This is a genomic window from Xanthomonas hortorum pv. pelargonii, assembly GCF_024499015.1.
GTDB classification, from domain to species: Bacteria; Pseudomonadota; Gammaproteobacteria; order Xanthomonadales; family Xanthomonadaceae; genus Xanthomonas; species Xanthomonas hortorum_B.
Genome location: NZ_CP098604.1, coordinates 350,623 through 366,548 on the forward strand (window position 1 = coordinate 350,623; position 15,926 = coordinate 366,548).

The following is a 15,926-nucleotide window of genomic DNA, read 5'->3' on the forward strand; positions in this document are numbered from 1 at the left end:
ACGACCGCATGACCATACCCACACGGGATGTCAGTGATTGACGATGTCGCCGTGCATTGCCGCCAGTCGTGCGAGCAAGCGATTCTGCGTGCGGCGCGGAATCTTGCGCTGATCCATCGCCCAGTTCAGATCCTCGACCAAGGCATTGAAGTCGCCTTCGCGAATGGCCAGATGCGCATGCGCCTGTTTCATCGACTTGGCGGTATCCGGGCATGGCCCGTCGCTGACTTGGCAGAATTTCTGCACCAGACGCTCGTTGAGCATGACGATATTGACGCGCGCGAATTGATCGACGATGCGTTGATCGTCGGCAATGCGCGAGAGCATGGTTTCCACCAGCGCCTCGATCCCGGCTTGCCCGCCGAGTTCGTCGTAGAGCGTCTGGCGCGGTTGCGTGGTGGCGCAGGCGCTCACCACGCCCAGCACGCAAAGCAGGCAGCAGCGCAGCCATCGGTTCATCAGAACGCCACCTGCAAGGAAAGATAGGGACCACGTTGATCGGCGAGCGTGGCGATGTCGCCAAGGTCTGCCCAGGCCGCGGTGAACGACACATGCTTGCTGGGAAACCAGGCGACGAATGCGTCTGCCCAGGCCTGTTCGCGCGCGAAGCCCAGGTTATCGGGTTTGTCTCGGTATTCCACGCCCACTGCCAGGGAGGGCAACAGCATTACCGCAGCGCTGGCCTCGGCCACCAGCCGGTAGCTGTTGCGACGATCGCCGCCGAAGCCGAGCAAGCCGGTCTGATTGGCGCGGGTGGCGCGCAGGGTGCCGTTGAGCAACAGCTGATAACCGCCAACGCCTTGCAGAAACAGCCGGCTGGCACTGACGTACACATCGGTGCCGTGGTCGTCGCGCGCACCGATCGCCAGGGGCAGCGTGCCGTTGCGCAAACGCCTGTATTGCATGCCCAGACTGACTTGCGGCGCGCTCCCGTACACGAGGTCGCCCTGCAAGCGCAGCTTTGCGCCGAACACGTCCTGACCCAGCGCATTCCATGGCAAGCCCAATCGGTCCTGCAACGTGCCCAGATCCAGGCGTTGCCGCGCGAGCGAGAGTTCCAGCCGATTGCCGACGGTGAGCGCGGCGCCCTGCACATCCAATCGGTAATCGCCGCTGTCCACGTGGGTGGCGAACACGACGGTGGCAAGTTCATCGCGCGTGCCGTAGCCCGATAGCGTGGCCCACGGCACGATGCCTCCGCCGCTGCTGCCTTCGATCATCGACACGCCGCCGGTGGCAAGCAGACGCCCTTCTCCAGCGATCGCCAGTGTCGGCGTGAGCGCCAAACAACCCAATACTGCAGCAGACCGCGCAGCCCGCACCCACTTGCTCATCGTTGCGCTCCTGCTTGCGCGGCCGGCACCAGATCGAGTTGACCCAGATCGAGTTGACGCATGCACCAGGCCACAAACGGCACTTCTTCCAGCGGCGGCGCGTAAAGATAGCCCTGCACCATGTCGCAGCCATAACTGCGCAGCAGCCCGAGCGCTGTGGCGTTTTCCACGCCTTCGGCGATCACGCTCAAGCCGAGGTTATGCCCCAAATCGATCGTGCTGCGCACGATGAATGCATCGTCGGTGCCTTCGGCCAATTGCATGACGAAACTCTTGTCGATCTTCAATTCGTTGACCGGCATGCGCTTGAGCTGCGCCAGCGAGGAATAGCCGGTGCCGAAGTCGTCGATGGACAGGCGCACGCCGACGCTGCGCAGCTGATGCAGCATGTGCAGCGCGAATTCGACATCGCGCATCAAGGCGCTTTCGGTCAATTCCAGCGTGACCCGCTCGGCCGCCACCGCGTGATGCTCCAGACGACCGCGCACATAATCCGGCAGGCCGGGGTCGGACAGATCGAGCGCAGAGAGATTGATCGCCATGCCCAGCTCCAGGCCCTGGCTGCGCCATTGCGCCTGGCACCGCAGCGCCTCGTCCAGCACATAGCGGGTCAGCGGGTGGATCACCCCGGAGTGCTCGGCGAGCGGAATGAATTCGTCCGGGCCGATCGGCCCCAGCACCGGGTGATGCCAGCGCACCAGCACCTCGACCTGTTCGACGCGATCGCTGCGCAGGCAGATCTTGGGCTGGAAGCGCAAGGTCAGTTCGTTGCTGGCAATCGCCTGGCGCAGATCGCCAGTGAGCCTTAGACGACGCAGATGCTGCTCGTCCTGGCCCAGGCGATACACGCTGCTGGCACCGATGGTGATGACATTGCCGCCCTGGCGACGTGCGATATCGGCGCGCCGCAGCAAGGTATCCGGATCGGCGCCGTGTTCGGGGATCAAGGCGATGCCGATGCTGGCTTCCAGCTGGATGCGCGCCTGCGGCAACGCCAGTGGGCGACGCAGCTGCAGCAGCAATCGTTGCGCATCCTGCTGCACGCTGGTCATATCGGCCTGCGCCACCACCACCATGAATTCGTCGCTGCCTAGCCGCCCGACCACATTGGGCTCCTGCACGACCTCGGCAAGGCGGCGCCCTGCTTCGACCAGCACCTGATCAGCGAAGTCGTGCCCCAGGCTGTCGTTGAGTTCCTTGAAGCGCTCCAGATCCAGGATCAGCACGGCGGCCGTACCGCCGGAGGCCACGGTCTGGTCGACCACCTGTTGCAGCCGCTCCAGCAGCCAGATGCGATTGGGCAGGCCGGTCAAGGCATCGTGGCGCGCCTGATGCAGGATGTGCTGCTCGCGGCTGGCGATCTGCTGCTGCATGCGCCCGAAGCTGTCGGCCAGCTCGGCCAGTTCGCGTCCGGGCGGCACCTGCACCGCGGTGTGGTAATCGCCGCGCTGGATGCGTCGTGCTGCCTGCACCAACTGCGCGACCGGCTTGCTGACGCTGCGCGCGAGAAAAATCGCCACACCGAGTGCGGCGGCCGTGGCCAGACCGGCCAACAACAGAATGCGCAGCTTGAGGATGCGGTACGGTGCGACCGCACGATCCAGCGAGGCCTGCAAGGCGACCCGCACATGACTGTCGCCCTGGATCGATTGCAGTTTGACCAGGTAACGTGCGTCGGCCAGCGTCAGCGGGATCGCTTCGCCCTGCCCCGCTTCGGCGGCGGGCAGCTGCTGCGGGAACTCGGCGCGCGCAGCCGGCTCCAGGGTGGAGGCCAGTACGCGCACCGGCGGGCCATCGGTGAAAAAGGTCGCATCCAGCCCGGTGGTGGTACGAAAGTCCTGCGCAAGCCCATCGCCGGACTCGTTGCCGATCGCGATCCAGCCCACCCGGTTCGGCGCCAGCACCTGCACCACCGCCAGCCGCACGATGCGTTGATCCAGTGCCACCACCCCGACCGCGTGCCCGTCGCGCTGTGCCTGTTGCAGCAGGGCCTGCACGGCGCGCAATTGCTCGGCTTGCGGCAGATCTGCCAGCCCGGTCAGGAATTCGCCATCCGGCGACAACAGCACCGCGGTCTGCGCCGACATGCGCGCGGCATGGTTGCGCAATGCCGACTGCATGGTCGGCACGTCGCCACTGGCCACCGCCGCACGGAAACCGAAATCGTCGGCCAGCACCGAGGCCGACTGCAGCAGTTGCTCATCGCGGCGCACATTGATGCGTTGCCAGACGCGTTCGCCGATCTGCAGTTCTTCGCCGAGCTGCGCCTTGACGCTGCGCTCGGTGGCGACCTGCACCGCGATGAAGGTCAGCGTTTGCGTGGCGAGCACGACCAGCACCACCAAGGCCGCGATGCGGGTATGCAGGCGCATCGCCTTCATGGATGCGGCTTCTTCGGGTCGGCGCGACGAAATTTGTCCTGCAGCGCGCGCACGCGCTCATCCGGTGGTGCCGCCATCGGCGCGGCGCCGGTGGTCTGCAGGGTCACGCGGCGCTGCACTGCATCGCGCGCAAGCAGCAACGGCTCGGTGACCACGGCGCCCTTGATGCGCGGGTGCCAGACCCGCAGCGTGTAGGTGCCTGCCGGTGCATCCAGTTGCACGCGGCCGTCGCTGCCGGTCTTGCCGAAATACGGCGTCTCCAGCACGACGATATAGCCAAGCATCCAGTCGTGAATGTTGCAGCCAATGGTCACCAGGCCCGCCTGATCGAAGCGGATCGGCGTGGCCTTGGTACCCTGAAACAGCGGCAATTCGAAACGCTTGGCAGGCGAAAAAGAATAGACCTGATGGCGGATCTGATCGTTATTCGGAAAGCGCACCAAGGTGCCGGTGCGCACCGCTAGGACGGCGGGCACGAACTGCGAATTGACCTGATCCATTTCCGCAGTCTTGGAAGCAGTGGGTGGCGCGGGGCGCGCCGGCTCCAGACTGACCACCGCATCGACCAACATGCCGTTGGCATCGGCCACGGTCACGCTGACCGGCGTTGCCACCACAGCGCTTGCGGCGCAGTACGCCAGCAATAGCGAAACGACACCTATCGGTTTGAACCATTTCGTCCGCATGCTGCCCCCAGCCTAGTGCAATCGGCAGCGGGCGCCAGGCGAATCCGACGTCGCGCTAGCGATCAGACTGAGTTATCGGCTGAGGTGAACGCAAGCTTTAACCAGACGCGAGCGGAATGTTTTGAACAGAACTGTGGTGTCCGTCATTACCCGTGTTGCGAGCGCGGCTATTCGCTGCGCGCGCTGATAGGGACCGCGTGCTGGATTACTTCAGCTTGATCTCGCGCAGACGCTCTTCCAGGAAGCCGTGTGCGGTGATCGGCTCGGGATAGCGACTCGGGTTTTCGGCAGTGATGCACGAAGGCAGCACGTCGATCAGGAAGTCCGGATTCGGGTGTAGAAAGAACGGCACCGAGTAACGCGGCTTGCGCGCTGCTTCGCCCGGCGGATTGACCACGCGATGGATGGTGGACGGGTACACATGGTTGGTCAGGCGTTGCAGCATGTCGCCGATATTGACCACGATGGTGTCGGCATCCGCTGTGAATGGCACCCACTCGCCATCGTTGGAACGCACTTCTAGACCGGCCGCGCTGGCACCGACCAGCAAGGTGATGAAGTTGATGTCGCCATGCGCGCCGGCACGCACGTTGGGGATGTCGTCGCTGGTGATCGGCGGGTAGTGGATCGGCCGCAGGATCGAATTGCCGTTGTGGGTCTTGTCGACGAAATAGTCCTGCGGCAGGCCGATATGCAGCGCCAGCGAGGACAGCACGCGCGAGCCCAGGTGATCGAGCTGCTGGTACAGGCGGTAACCGGGTTCGCGGAAACCGGGCACCTCTTCGGGCCACAGGTTCGGCGTCATTACCTCGCGATACGGCGAATCGTCCGGAATCTCGCGGCCGATATGCCAGAACTCCTTCAGATCGAAATGCTTGGAATCCTTGGCCGTTTCCACACCGAACGCGGTGTAGCCGCGCGCGCCACCGCTGCCTTTGACGTGGTAGCGCTGCTTTACCTCTTCCGGCAGTGCGAAGAACGCCTTGAACACCTCGTAGGCGCCATCGATATCGGCCTGCGCAATGCCGTGATTGCGGATGCCGGCAAAGCCCCACTGCCGATAGGCCGCACCAAGCTCGGCGACGAAGGCGTCGCGGTCGCTGTCGAAACGGGTGATGTCCAGGGTCGGGATGCGGGCGCTCATACGGATATCTGCAGTCGAAGTCGAGGAGTCAAAAGGAAGGCCTGCTGTTCAGGACAGCAGGCGATACAACAGGTAAAACGTCGCGGCCTTGGCAAAGACCACGCACACGCCAATGATCAGCGACTCACGCCGCGTCACGCACGGCACCAGAGAGTCTGTCCAGCGTGTCCTGCATCAGGCCAGCGTCGTCGGCTTCCACCGTCACGCGCACCACCGGCTCGGTGCCGGAAGGACGCAGAAACGCGCGGCCACGCCCCTGCACGGCGGCTTGCGCCTGCTGCAGCGCCTGCTGCACACCGGCGGCTTCCACAATCGCTTTGGCAGCGCCGCCATCCAGACGCACGTTGATTGTTTTCTGCGGCACCTTGCTCAGGCTGCTCAAGGCCTGGCGCAGGCTCTGTCCATCGCGCCCCAGTGCCTCAGGGACCTGCAGCGCGCTGACGATGCCATCGCCGGTGGTGGCGCGGTCCAGGCACAACAGATGGCCGGAGGTCTCGCCACCCAGCGTGCCGCCACCTTCCACCAACGCCTGGTGCACGTAACGGTCGCCGACCTTGGCGCGCTGGAACGGGATGCTCAATCCAGCCAGCGCCTGTTCCAGGCCGTAGTTGGTCATCAGCGTGCCAACCACGGTGCCGGTGAGCCGGCCGCTGGCCTGCCAGGAACGCGCAAGCACATAGAGCAGATCGTCGCCATCGACCGGGTTGCCCTGGTCGTCGGCCATCAGCACGCGATCGCCGTCGCCATCGAAGGCGATGCCCAACTGCGCACCGCTCTCGCGCACCTTGGCGGCGAGATTATCGATATGCGTGGAGCCGACGCCGTCATTGATATTGAGCCCGTCCGGTGCGGCACCGATGACCACCACGTCCGCACCCAGCTCGCGGAACAGCATCGGCGCGATGTGATACGTGGCCCCATGCGCGCAATCCAGCACCATCCGCAAGCCATGCAGGGTGAAGCCGCGCGCCACGCTGGCCTTGCAGAATTCGATGTAACGGCCGATCGCATCGCGCGTGCGGATCGCCTTGCCCAGACGCTCCGATTCCACGGTGTGGAACGGCTCGTCGAGCGCGGCTTCGATCGCCGCTTCGGTGGCGTCGTCGAGCTTTTCGCCTTCGGCGGAAAAGAACTTGATGCCGTTGTCGTAATGCGGATTGTGCGAGGCACTGATCACCACGCCGGCATCGGCGCGCAGCGTGTTGGTCAGGAACGCGATGGCCGGGGTCGGCATCGGACCGATCAGCTGCACGTCTGCGCCGGCAGCGACCAGGCCGGCTTCCAGTGCGGCTTCGAACATATAGCCGGAAATGCGGGTGTCCTTGCCGATCAACACCAGTGGGCGCTTGCTGCGGCCCTGGGTGAGCACGCGACCGAGCGCGTTGCCCAGCCGCAGCACGAAATCGGCCGAGATCACGCCCTGCCCGACCCGACCGCGGATGCCGTCGGTGCCGAAATACTTGCGGGCGCTCATGGAGCCGTGACCGGAAGCGTCGGGACCTGCGGCCAGGGAGCAGGGGCCTGGAAGGAGCAGCCATCGACGGAAGTCCACAGGTCGCAGACCACGTTTTTCCCGGGGACAGCCAGCACGAATACCAACCTCACGCCACCGCCTCTTGCGGATGCGGCTGACGCATCATCATCGCGGTCAGATCGGCGAGGCGGTCGCGCATGTCGCGGCGGTCGCAGATCTGATCGATGGCGCCATGGTCGAGCAGGAACTCAGAGCGCTGGAAGCCCTCCGGCAAGGTCTCGCGCACGGTCTGTTCGATCACGCGCGGGCCGGCGAAGCCGATCAAGGCATGCGGCTCGGCGATGTTGATGTCGCCCAGCATCGCGAACGAGGCCGACACGCCACCGGTGGTGGGATGGGTCAGCACCGAGATGTACGGCAGGCCGGCTTCGCGCAGGCGGCCGAGCGCGGCGGAGGTCTTGGCCATCTGCATCAGCGAGAACAGGCCTTCCTGCATGCGTGCCCCGCCACTGGCGGAGAAGCATACGAACGGGCAGCCGACTTCCAGCGCCACTTCGGCGGCACGCGCGAAGCGCTCGCCGACCACCGAGCCCATCGAACCGCCCATGAAGGCGAAATCGAATGCGGCGGCGACCAGCGGGTTGCCCTTGAGCGTGCCGCGCATGGCGATCAATGCGTCGTACTCGCCGCTAGCCTTCTGGCTGGCCTTGATACGCTCGCCGTAGCGCTTCTGGTCCTTGAACTTGAGCACGTCGACCGGGCCCAGCTGGGCGGCGATTTCGGTGGTCGGGGCATCCACATCGAACAACGCGGCCAGGCGCGCGCGGGCGCGGATTGCCATGTGGTGGTCGCATTTCGGACACACCTCCAGGTTTTCCTCGAGCTCGGGGCCGTACAGCGCGCTGCCGCAATTGCTGCACTTTTCCCACAGGCCCTCGGGGACGCTGCGCTTCTTGGCCGGGGTGTTCTCGGTGCGGATGCCGGAGGGCATCAATTTGCTGAGCCAGCTCATGCGTGTATGACAATCCATGCAGGGCGGCCTTACGGGCCGCAGAGGGGCGTAAGTCCAACGCGCTGCGGGAAAAGCGAGGTAGCGCGGGGGATGAATGTGGGACTTGGTGGCAGTTCGGAGGACTAGCTGCGAGCTTGGTTCTAGGTGGTTGCGCGGGTGTTTGGAGTGAAGGTCGGTTTGTTGTGCTGCGCCTCACTCTGGTTGGCGTGCACTTGTGGTTGGGATGCACGTGGCTTCGCCCGTACCCTCATCCGCCCCTGCGGGGCACCTTCTCCCGACGGGAGAAGGATCAAAGCCCCTCTCCTGCGGGGCGAGAGGGGTTGGGGTGAGGGTGCGGGCGAAGCCACGTGCATCGACGCGAGAAGGGCTTTGGCCTGGTTTCAGGGATGATCCAGTGCCTGGCGCAGCGGGGTCAGGAACGCTTCGGCGTATTCGCGGGCGGTGCGGACGTCCGGGGCTTCGGCCAGGGCGGCGACCAGGGCGCTGCCGACCACCACGCCGTCGGCATCCACGGCCATTGCGGCGGCGCTGACGGCGTCCTTGATGCCAAAACCGGCCACCACCGGGGCGCCGGCACGCAGGCGCAGCTGGCGCAGGCGATCGCCCGCCGCGGTGGTGTCGAGCAGATTCGAAGCGCCAGTGACGCCGGCGAAGCTGACGTAATACAGATACCCCTGGGCACTGCTGCACAGCATGTCCAGACGTTGCTCGCTGGTGGTCGGCGAGGCCAGCGCGATCAGGGCCAGGCCCACCTCGGTGAAGATGGCGCGGGTCTCGGCGGCCTCTTCGGGCGGCAGATCCACCAAGAGCAAGCCATCCACGCCGGCGGCGACGGCGGCTTCGGCAAAGCGCCGGGTGCCGTGGATCTCGATCGGGTTGAGGTAGCCCATCAGCACCACCGGGGTGGTGGGGTCTTCGCGGCGGAATTCGTGCACCGCTTCCAGCACATAGGCCAGGCCGGCACCGCGGCCCAGCGCGCGTTCGGAGCTGCGTTGGATGGTGGGGCCGTCGGCCATCGGGTCGGAAAACGGCACACCGAGTTCGATCACATCGGCACCGGCGCGCACCAGCGCGTGCATCACCGGGACCGTGGCTTCCAGCGAGGGATCGCCGGCGGTGATGAAGGGGATGAGCGCCTTGCGGCCATCGGCACGCAAATGTTGGAAGGTTTCGTCGATACGACGCATTGAAAGACCTTGAAGTAATTAGCTGCGGTGCGACCGCATCAATGGATGTCCTGGTACATGGCTGCGGGCAGTTCGGTCAACGCTTGCGCGTCCACCTCGACGTCGAAACTGTCCAGGCAGCACCCGCAGCCGGTGTTTTCCGAGCACGTGCGGATCTGCGGCGCCCAGCGGTCGAGCCAGGCGAACAGCAGGTCCTGTTCGCCTGGCTGGTCGGCTAGCGCGGTCACGGTGACGCGCCGCAGCGGCATCAGACTTGCACGCCTTCGCGCGCGGCGATGGTGTGCACGTCCTTGTCGCCACGGCCGGACAGGTTGCACAGGATCAATGCGTCCTTGGGCATCTCGCGCGCGAGCTTGATCGACTGCGCCACCGCATGGCTGGATTCGAGCGCGGCCAGAATGCCCTCGGTATGCGCCAGCAGATGGAACGCGGCCATCGCTTCGTCGTCGGTGATGCCCTGATAGACCGCGCGGCCACTGTCGGACAGGAACGAATGCTCCGGACCGACGCCCGGGTAATCCAGGCCGGCGGAGATCGAATGGGTTTCGGTGATCTGGCCGTCGTCGTCGCAGATCACATAGGTGCGGTTGCCGTGCAGCACACCGGGGCGACCGGCTGCGATCGAGGCGGCATGGCGACCGGTGGCGATACCGTCGCCGGCCGCTTCGGCGCCGTAGATCTTGACGCCCGGGTCGTTGAGGAAGGCATGGAACAAGCCGATCGCATTGCTGCCGCCGCCGACGCAGGCACTGAGCGCATCCGGCAGACGGCCGTAGTCTTCCAGCATCTGCGCGCGCGCTTCGCGGCCGACAATCGCGTTGAAGTCGCGCACCATGCGCGGATACGGATCCGGGCCGGCGACGGTGCCGATGATGTAGAAGGTGTCCTGCACATTGGTGACCCAGTCGCGCATCGCTTCGTTGAGCGCGTCTTTGAGCGTGGCCGAGCCGGAGGTCACCGGGATCACCGTGGCGCCGAGCAGCTTCATGCGGTAGACGTTGATCTTCTGCCGTTCGATATCGGTGGCGCCCATGTAGACCACGCACTCCAGGCCCAGCCGCGCAGCGACCGTGGCGCTGGCCACGCCATGCTGGCCGGCGCCGGTCTCGGCGATGATGCGGGTCTTGCCCATGCGGCTGGCCAGCAGGGCCTGGCCGATGGTGTTGTTGATCTTGTGCGCGCCGGTGTGGTTGAGGTCTTCGCGCTTGAGCAGGATCTGCGCCCCGCCCACTTCGCGGCTCAGGCGCTCGGCGTGATAGATCGGGCTGGGCCGGCCGACATAATGCTTGAGATCATTGTCGTATTCGGCGATGAAGGCCGGGTCCTGGCGCGCCTGGTCGTAGGCGGCAGCCAATTCCTGCAACGGGCCGATCAAGGTCTCGGCGACGAACCGGCCGCCGAATTTGCCGAAGTGGCCGGCAGCGTCCGGATAGGCGTAAAAGTCACTGATGGGCTGGGCCGACATGGGAATCCTCTGCAGCAATGCGGTCATACGAGAAGCACGCACTTTAGCGCAGCCAGCCGGTGCGATAAATCGATAAGATTGCCGCAACCTGTGACCTGGACTCACACAATGAGTTACCCGCTTCCGCCGCTGGCGGCCTTGCGCGCCTTCGAATCTGCCGCGCGCCTGCAAAGCGTCAGCCGGGCTGCGCAGGAACTACACGTCACCCATGGCGCCATCAGCCGGCATGTGCGCACCCTGGAGCAGTCACTTGGAACTGCCCTGTTTTCCCGCCAGGGCCGCGGCCTGGTATTGACGGCAGCGGGCACGCGTTTGCGCGATGCGACCGGGGAAGGCTTCGCCTTGATCGGCGAGACCTGGGCTGGGCTGTTAAGGCGCCCTGGCAGCGAGACGCCGCTGGTGCTGGGCTGTTCGGGCAGTCTGCTGGCGCGCTGGGTCATTCCGCACCTGGGCCGGCTGCAGCAGGACCTGCCGGATGTGCGGCTGCATCTGTCGGCCAGCGAACAAGCGCCAGGCCCGGAGCTGGATGGCCTGGATGCGGCGCTGCTGCTGGACACACCGCCCTGGCCCGGCGATTGGCAGGTGCACGAGCTGGGCGTGGAATGGATCGGCCCGGTGCTGAGCCCGCAGCTTGCATCCACGACGCAGCTCGACGGAAACGACCCTGCCGCCCTGCTCGATCACGCCTTGCTGCACACGCGCTCGCGCCCGCAGGCCTGGCCGGAATGGGCGCAGGCGCATGGTGTGGCACCCGAGGCGCTGCACTTCGGTACCGAGTTCGAACACCTGGTCTATTTACTTGAAGCCGCTGCCGCCGGTCTGGGGGTCGCAATCGCACCGCAACCGTTGGTTGCAGCGGATCTGGCCGCCGGCCGCCTGCTGGCACCCTGGGGATTCACGCCAACGCGCGGGCGCTGGGTGTTGTGCGCCGCAAAACGCAATCCGGATCCGCGGATCGAGCGGCTTGCTGGTTGGCTACGCGGTGCACTGACTGAAGATCAGGTGCAGACACCTGCAATAGATATCGCGCACGGCTAAGTGCAGCCATCAAGCAACCGCGTCGTTCAAGAAGCAAGCGGCTGAGCGATGGTTAGCCCGAAAGGCGAGCGACCAAGAGCAATGTGTAGCGGCGACGAGCGCTCCAAAACAGCGGCACAAGCCCAAGCTCCGCTTGCCTAATCCCTAATCTCGATTCCCCAATCCCGAATCTCACGACATCTCGTGGCAATCGGCCCGGCGCACTTCTTCAACGAACTTGCGCATCATGTGGCCGTCCTTGATGCCGGGCGCCAGCTCCACGCCGCTGGACACGTCCACGCCCCACGGCAGCGTCGCCACGATCGCGTCGAACACGTTGTCGGCCGTGATGCCGCCGGCCAGCAGGAACGGGCGATGCAGGCCGGTCGGCAACCGCGACCAGTCGAAGGTCTTGCCGGTGCCGCCGCCTGCGCCGGGCGCATGGCTGTCGAACAGGAAGCCGGCAGTGTTGGGATAGGCCAACTGCAAGGTACGCGCGTTGGCATCTTCGCCATTGACGCCAGTGCTGCCCATCGGCACGGCCTTGAGATAGGGAAGATTGAAACTACGACAGAACGCGTCGTCTTCTTCGCCATGGAACTGCAGCAAGGTCGGGCGCACGGTGCGCACCACCTCGCGCACTTCTTCCTTGGAATTGTTGCGGAACAGCGCCACCACATCGACCATCGGCGCGGTGGCCTGGCGCATCGCGCGCGCCTCGGCCGGTGCCACGCGGCGCGGGCTGCCGTGCGCAAAGATGAAACCTACCGCGTCCACACCCAGCTCGCCGGCCAGTCGAATATCGCCGGCGCGGGTCATGCCACAGAACTTGATACGGGTGCGGTACAGCGATCGATTCATTGGGTGACCTCAGCAGGCAGATGCCACTCTGCGGGATACAACGGCCCGACAAACACCAGGCCTTGTGGCGGCGCCGTCGGCCCGGCCACAGAGCGGTCGCGTCCGGCCAGCAATGTCGCGATCCAGTCGACCGGTTGTTCTCCGGTTCCGACCAGGATCAGCGAACCAACAATATTCCGCACCATGTGATGAAGAAATGCATTGGCCTGGACCTGCATCTCCACCACTTCGCCAATCCGCTGCACGCTGATGGCCTGCAGGTTGCGGCGTGCATGCGGCGCCTGGCATTGCACGCTGCGAAATGCGTTGAAGTCGTTCTCGCCCAACAAGGCCTGCGCCGCTGTGTGCATGGCATCTGCATCCAGCGGGCGCCGCTCCCAGCTCAAGGTCTGCCGATACAGCGCGGGGCGTATCTGACGATTGAGCAGACGATAACGATAACGGCGGGCACGTGCGGAAAACCGCGCATGGAAGTCGGCCGCCGCCGGCACGCACCAGCGCACCGCGATCGAGGGCGGCAGCCGCGCGGTGGTGCCCAACGTCCAGCTGCGCGGGTCGCGGCGTGCGTCACTGTCGAAATGCACTACTTGGCATTCGCCGTGGACGCCGGCATCGGTGCGGCCTGCGCAGATCACCTGCACCGGGGCATCGGCGACCGACGACAGGGCCGCCTGCAACCTGGCCTGCACCGTCGGCCCGCCGTGTTCGCCCAATTGCTGCCAGCCTTGAAACTCGCTGCCGTCGTACTCCACGCCCAGCGCGTAACGCATCGGAACCTGCCTGTTGTTGAATCGATTGAGTGTGCGGACCAAGCGCGGCCGGCAAAGCGTCGCGAGCGATCGTCAGTGAGGCGCAAACCGCGCGCAAGCACCGCAGTGTGACGAGCGGCGATGCCGCACCAAGAACCAACTGCGCGCGCCTGACGCTGAGCGCAGTGGTTTGTCAGTCGCCCTGCGCGGCGGCGCGCTCGGACCACACCGCCAGCGTCGTGCCACCGGGCTCGCGGAAATGAAATCTGCTGCCACCCGGGAAGCCGAACACCGGCTTGACGATCTCGCCACCGGCAGCACGTATGCGCTCGAGCACTGGTGCCAGGTCGTCGGCATACAGCACCACCAGCGGGCCCGCTTCAGCCGCTGCCGGCGCAGTGGCACGGTAGAAACCACCGTCCAGGCGCCCGTCGTTGAAGGCCAGGTAATCCGGGCCATAGGCCTGAAATTGCCAGCCGAAGACCTGTTCGAAAAACGCGCGGCTGGCCTCCGGATCGATCGAGGCGAACTCCACGTAATCGATGCGACGCTCGCGTGCGGCACGCTTGTCTGCAGCAAGGCTGTCCATGGCCGGGCTCATGTCAACTGCTCCAGCAATTCGGCCGCTTCGGCACGGGTGGCCTCATCGCCGGTGGCGGCGACTTCCAGCAACAGACCGCGTGCGGTGTCCTTGTCGCCCAGATCCATATAGGCCACTGCCAGCTCCAGGCGATCGCGGCCTGCGGACTTGAATTCCCTGTACGTCTCTACGCCAGGCACGGCGACGGGAGCGATGGGAGCCACCGGAGATTGCGCGAAATCCAGGCTGTCCTGGGCGGCAACCGATGCAGGCGGTGCGACTGGCGGAAGATCGCTGATTGCGTGCTCCGGCTCCGGCTCCAGTTCCGGCGCAGGCGCTGACGCTGTCAGGCTCGACGTACTCCGGCACAGCCACTGGAGCCGGAGCCGGCGGCGTTGCACGCAACGACCGCCAATCCTCGCTGGTGACCACGACCGGCGCAGGCGCTGGCTCAGACAGCAGCGGCTCGCGGCGCAACACCTCCGATAGCGGCTGCTGCGCATCGTAAGCGCGCTCGTCTTCGCGCAAATTGGCCTGCTCGAATTCGGTCTCATGCACCACGTCGTATTCGCTGGGCTGCGTGGCGAGCTCGGCATCCTGCGGCTCTGCCGTCTCGGCTGCAGCACCCACAGGCACGAAGTCGAACTGACGACGCGGCAACGGCGGCAGCGGCGAGGGTTTGCGGCGACGCGCAGCCAGCCATGCGACCACGGCCGCAACGATCAACACCAGCCCACCGATCAACCACAGCGGGAAGCCGCCGCCCTGCTCTGCCGCAGCCGGCGTCTCCGACAGGCGCTTCTGCGCGGCCGCCAGATCGGTGTTCTTCATGGCGATCAAGGCTTGCTGTTGCTGCTTGAGCTTTTCCAGATCGGCCACGCGCGTGCGTAGATCCTGCAATTCGGCATCGCGGGTGGCGATGTCTTCCTTGGCCTGTTGCAACTGTTGGTTGGCCGCCATCTCGCCCTCGCCTTCGGCACTGGTGCCGGACGTGGCGCCGGCCTTGTTGGTCTGAATCGCCACTGCCGGGGCGATCTCGAGCCGCGCGCCGGCCCCTGCAGTGGTGGGCGCAGCAGGTGCTGCGGATGTGGGCGGTGTTGCGGCAGTCGCGCCGGCTTCGGCCGGCTGCGGAATCGCCGAGCGCGGCTGCCGCCACTGCGCAGCCTGCTCGCGCACCATCACCGCCGCTTCGGCCGCACCGACCTGTGCCAGCGCCTCTTCCTGCGGCGTACGCAACACTGCGCCCTGCTTCAGGCGATTGATGTTGCCGCCGATGAAGGCATCGGGGTTGGTCCGCAACAACGCCAGCATGGTCTGATCCAGCGAATGCCCGCTGGAGCGCGCCACGCGGCGGCGATTTCCGACAAGGTCTGGCCGGAGCGCACCGCAGGCAATGCATCGCCGGCCTGCGCGGCAGCGGCAGCGCTTGCACTGCGGCGTGCAGTTGGTGCGGTAGCGGCAGTGTTTTGATCGGTGCCGGCGGCAGCCGGCGCCGACACCGGGGACTGGCGGGGGATCGTGTTGTTGGCCCCGGCGCGCGGCGCTTCGATGGCCGGCCCTGCGATCGCAGCCGCGGTGTTGGGCGCATCGACCAGCGCGGAATACTCGCGTACCAGCCGACCCTGGCCCCACTCCACTTCGATCAGGAAGTTGATCGCCGGTTGATCGACCACCTGGCTGCTGGTCACGCGGATCACCGCACGCCCGCGCGCGTCCTGGGCGAACTGGAACTGCAGGCTGCTGACCAATCCCTGCGGGCGCTCCAGGCCAACCCGCGCAAAGGTGGTCGCCGATGCCAGCGCTACACGGGCGTTGTCGAGTTCGCCCGGTTCGTTGGAGATGACCGGAATCTCGGCCACCAGCGGTTGCCCAGGCTTGGACAGCACCCGGATATCGCCCAACCCTAACGCCATGGCGGTGCCACTGCAGACCATCAGCAGCAACGCACCTATCGCTTGTATCGGACGCATCGCGCCCCCGCCCCTATGTTTCATGGGCATCAATATAGCCGCTGAATGAGCGAAAAAGTCGGCCAG

Annotated in this window: 14 protein-coding genes and 1 pseudogene; 1 reads left to right on the forward strand and 14 read right to left on the reverse strand. The window is 65.6% G+C overall.

Translation table 11 applies throughout. The annotated features are described in order from the left end of the window. Nucleotides 1-30: 30 nt before the first annotated feature. From NDY25_RS01585 to trpB, 10 genes are all read right to left on the reverse strand, one after another. Entirely contained in the window at nt 31-459 is a 429-nt protein-coding gene (locus NDY25_RS01585; protein WP_168957714.1) for a group I truncated hemoglobin, read from the reverse strand. Continuing rightward, complete coding sequence (locus tag NDY25_RS01590; RefSeq protein ID WP_168957715.1) at nt 459-1,334, reverse strand: DUF3034 family protein; 876 nt, start codon at nt 1,332-1,334, stop codon at nt 459-461. Before NDY25_RS01590 ends, NDY25_RS01585 begins: the two co-directional genes overlap by 1 nt. Beyond that, a complete protein-coding gene (locus NDY25_RS01595) occupies nt 1,331-3,715 on the reverse strand; it encodes a putative bifunctional diguanylate cyclase/phosphodiesterase (RefSeq protein WP_168957716.1) in 2,385 nt (794 codons plus the stop codon). The genes NDY25_RS01590 and NDY25_RS01595 overlap by 4 nt, the downstream gene beginning before the upstream one ends. Next, nucleotides 3,712-4,401, reverse strand: coding sequence for a methylamine utilization protein (locus NDY25_RS01600; protein ID WP_168957717.1), 690 nt, complete (start codon nt 4,399-4,401; stop codon nt 3,712-3,714). The genes NDY25_RS01595 and NDY25_RS01600 overlap by 4 nt, the downstream gene beginning before the upstream one ends. A gap of 205 nt (nt 4,402-4,606) precedes the next feature. Next, nucleotides 4,607-5,545 carry an isopenicillin N synthase family dioxygenase gene (locus NDY25_RS01605; RefSeq protein ID WP_168957718.1) on the reverse strand — a complete coding sequence of 313 codons (939 nt, stop codon included), beginning with the start codon at nt 5,543-5,545 and terminating at the stop codon, nt 4,607-4,609. Between the two features lie 124 nt (nt 5,546-5,669). After that, nucleotides 5,670-7,019: a phosphoglucosamine mutase gene (gene glmM, locus NDY25_RS01610; protein ID WP_256627726.1), complete on the reverse strand. Its 1,350-nt coding sequence runs from the start codon at nt 7,017-7,019 to the stop codon at nt 5,670-5,672. A gap of 127 nt (nt 7,020-7,146) precedes the next feature. Next, entirely contained in the window at nt 7,147-8,031 is an 885-nt protein-coding gene (gene accD, locus NDY25_RS01615) for an acetyl-CoA carboxylase, carboxyltransferase subunit beta (RefSeq protein ID WP_006450578.1), read from the reverse strand. A 380-nt stretch (nt 8,032-8,411) separates the two neighbouring features. Further along, nucleotides 8,412-9,218: a tryptophan synthase subunit alpha gene (gene trpA / locus NDY25_RS01620; protein ID WP_168957720.1), complete on the reverse strand. Its 807-nt coding sequence runs from the start codon at nt 9,216-9,218 to the stop codon at nt 8,412-8,414. A gap of 38 nt (nt 9,219-9,256) precedes the next feature. Beyond that, the gene (locus tag NDY25_RS01625) at nt 9,257-9,466 is read right to left on the reverse strand and encodes a hypothetical protein (protein ID WP_023904473.1); all 210 of its coding nucleotides are present in this window, start codon (nt 9,464-9,466) and stop codon (nt 9,257-9,259) included. Beyond that, a complete protein-coding gene (trpB, locus tag NDY25_RS01630; RefSeq protein ID WP_168957721.1) occupies nt 9,466-10,683 on the reverse strand; it encodes a tryptophan synthase subunit beta in 1,218 nt (405 codons plus the stop codon). Before trpB ends, NDY25_RS01625 begins: the two co-directional genes overlap by 1 nt. 108 nt (nt 10,684-10,791) lie before the next feature. On the opposite strand from trpB, the gene NDY25_RS01635 reads away from it, so the two are divergent. Continuing rightward, nucleotides 10,792-11,721, forward strand: a complete 930-nt coding sequence (locus tag NDY25_RS01635) for a LysR family transcriptional regulator (protein ID WP_168957722.1) — start codon at nt 10,792-10,794, stop codon at nt 11,719-11,721. A gap of 171 nt (nt 11,722-11,892) precedes the next feature. Here the strand turns inward: NDY25_RS01635 and NDY25_RS01640 are convergent, their stop codons facing one another. The 4 genes and pseudogenes from NDY25_RS01640 to NDY25_RS01655 all read right to left on the reverse strand — a co-directional run bounded on the left by NDY25_RS01640 (nt 11,893) and on the right by NDY25_RS01655 (nt 15,860). Further along, complete coding sequence (locus NDY25_RS01640) at nt 11,893-12,561, reverse strand: phosphoribosylanthranilate isomerase (protein WP_168957723.1); 669 nt, start codon at nt 12,559-12,561, stop codon at nt 11,893-11,895. Continuing rightward, nucleotides 12,558-13,331, reverse strand: a complete 774-nt coding sequence (truA, locus tag NDY25_RS01645; RefSeq protein WP_104551445.1) for a tRNA pseudouridine(38-40) synthase TruA — start codon at nt 13,329-13,331, stop codon at nt 12,558-12,560. The genes NDY25_RS01640 and truA overlap by 4 nt, the downstream gene beginning before the upstream one ends. 172 nt (nt 13,332-13,503) lie before the next feature. Continuing rightward, nucleotides 13,504-13,911: a VOC family protein gene (locus NDY25_RS01650; protein WP_168957724.1), complete on the reverse strand. Its 408-nt coding sequence runs from the start codon at nt 13,909-13,911 to the stop codon at nt 13,504-13,506. Next, nucleotides 13,908-15,860 (reverse strand): annotated as a pseudogene (locus NDY25_RS01655) (motility hub landmark protein FimV). Before NDY25_RS01655 ends, NDY25_RS01650 begins: the two are co-directional and overlap by 4 nt. Between the last annotated feature and the right edge of the window lie 66 nt (nt 15,861-15,926).

Bases quoted from the DNA above. Each gene is read 5' to 3' on its own strand.
- NDY25_RS01585 (WP_168957714.1), bottom strand. From the start codon at position 459: ATGAACCGATGGCTGCGCTGCTGCCTGCTTTGCGTGCTGGGCGTGGTG.
- NDY25_RS01590 (WP_168957715.1), bottom strand. From the start codon at position 1,334: ATGAGCAAGTGGGTGCGGGCTGCGCGGTCTGCTGCAGTATTGGGTTGT.
- NDY25_RS01595 (WP_168957716.1), bottom strand. From the start codon at position 3,715: ATGAAGGCGATGCGCCTGCATACCCGCATCGCGGCCTTGGTGGTGCTG.
- NDY25_RS01600 (WP_168957717.1), bottom strand. From the start codon at position 4,401: ATGCGGACGAAATGGTTCAAACCGATAGGTGTCGTTTCGCTATTGCTG.
- NDY25_RS01605 (WP_168957718.1), bottom strand. From the start codon at position 5,545: ATGAGCGCCCGCATCCCGACCCTGGACATCACCCGTTTCGACAGCGAC.
- glmM (WP_256627726.1), bottom strand. From the start codon at position 7,019: ATGAGCGCCCGCAAGTATTTCGGCACCGACGGCATCCGCGGTCGGGTC.
- accD (WP_006450578.1), bottom strand. From the start codon at position 8,031: ATGAGCTGGCTCAGCAAATTGATGCCCTCCGGCATCCGCACCGAGAAC.
- trpA (WP_168957720.1), bottom strand. From the start codon at position 9,218: ATGCGTCGTATCGACGAAACCTTCCAACATTTGCGTGCCGATGGCCGC.
- NDY25_RS01625 (WP_023904473.1), bottom strand. From the start codon at position 9,466: ATGCCGCTGCGGCGCGTCACCGTGACCGCGCTAGCCGACCAGCCAGGC.
- trpB (WP_168957721.1), bottom strand. From the start codon at position 10,683: ATGTCGGCCCAGCCCATCAGTGACTTTTACGCCTATCCGGACGCTGCC.
- NDY25_RS01635 (WP_168957722.1), top strand. From the start codon at position 10,792: ATGAGTTACCCGCTTCCGCCGCTGGCGGCCTTGCGCGCCTTCGAATCT.
- NDY25_RS01640 (WP_168957723.1), bottom strand. From the start codon at position 12,561: ATGAATCGATCGCTGTACCGCACCCGTATCAAGTTCTGTGGCATGACC.
- truA (WP_104551445.1), bottom strand. From the start codon at position 13,331: ATGCGTTACGCGCTGGGCGTGGAGTACGACGGCAGCGAGTTTCAAGGC.
- NDY25_RS01650 (WP_168957724.1), bottom strand. From the start codon at position 13,911: ATGAGCCCGGCCATGGACAGCCTTGCTGCAGACAAGCGTGCCGCACGC.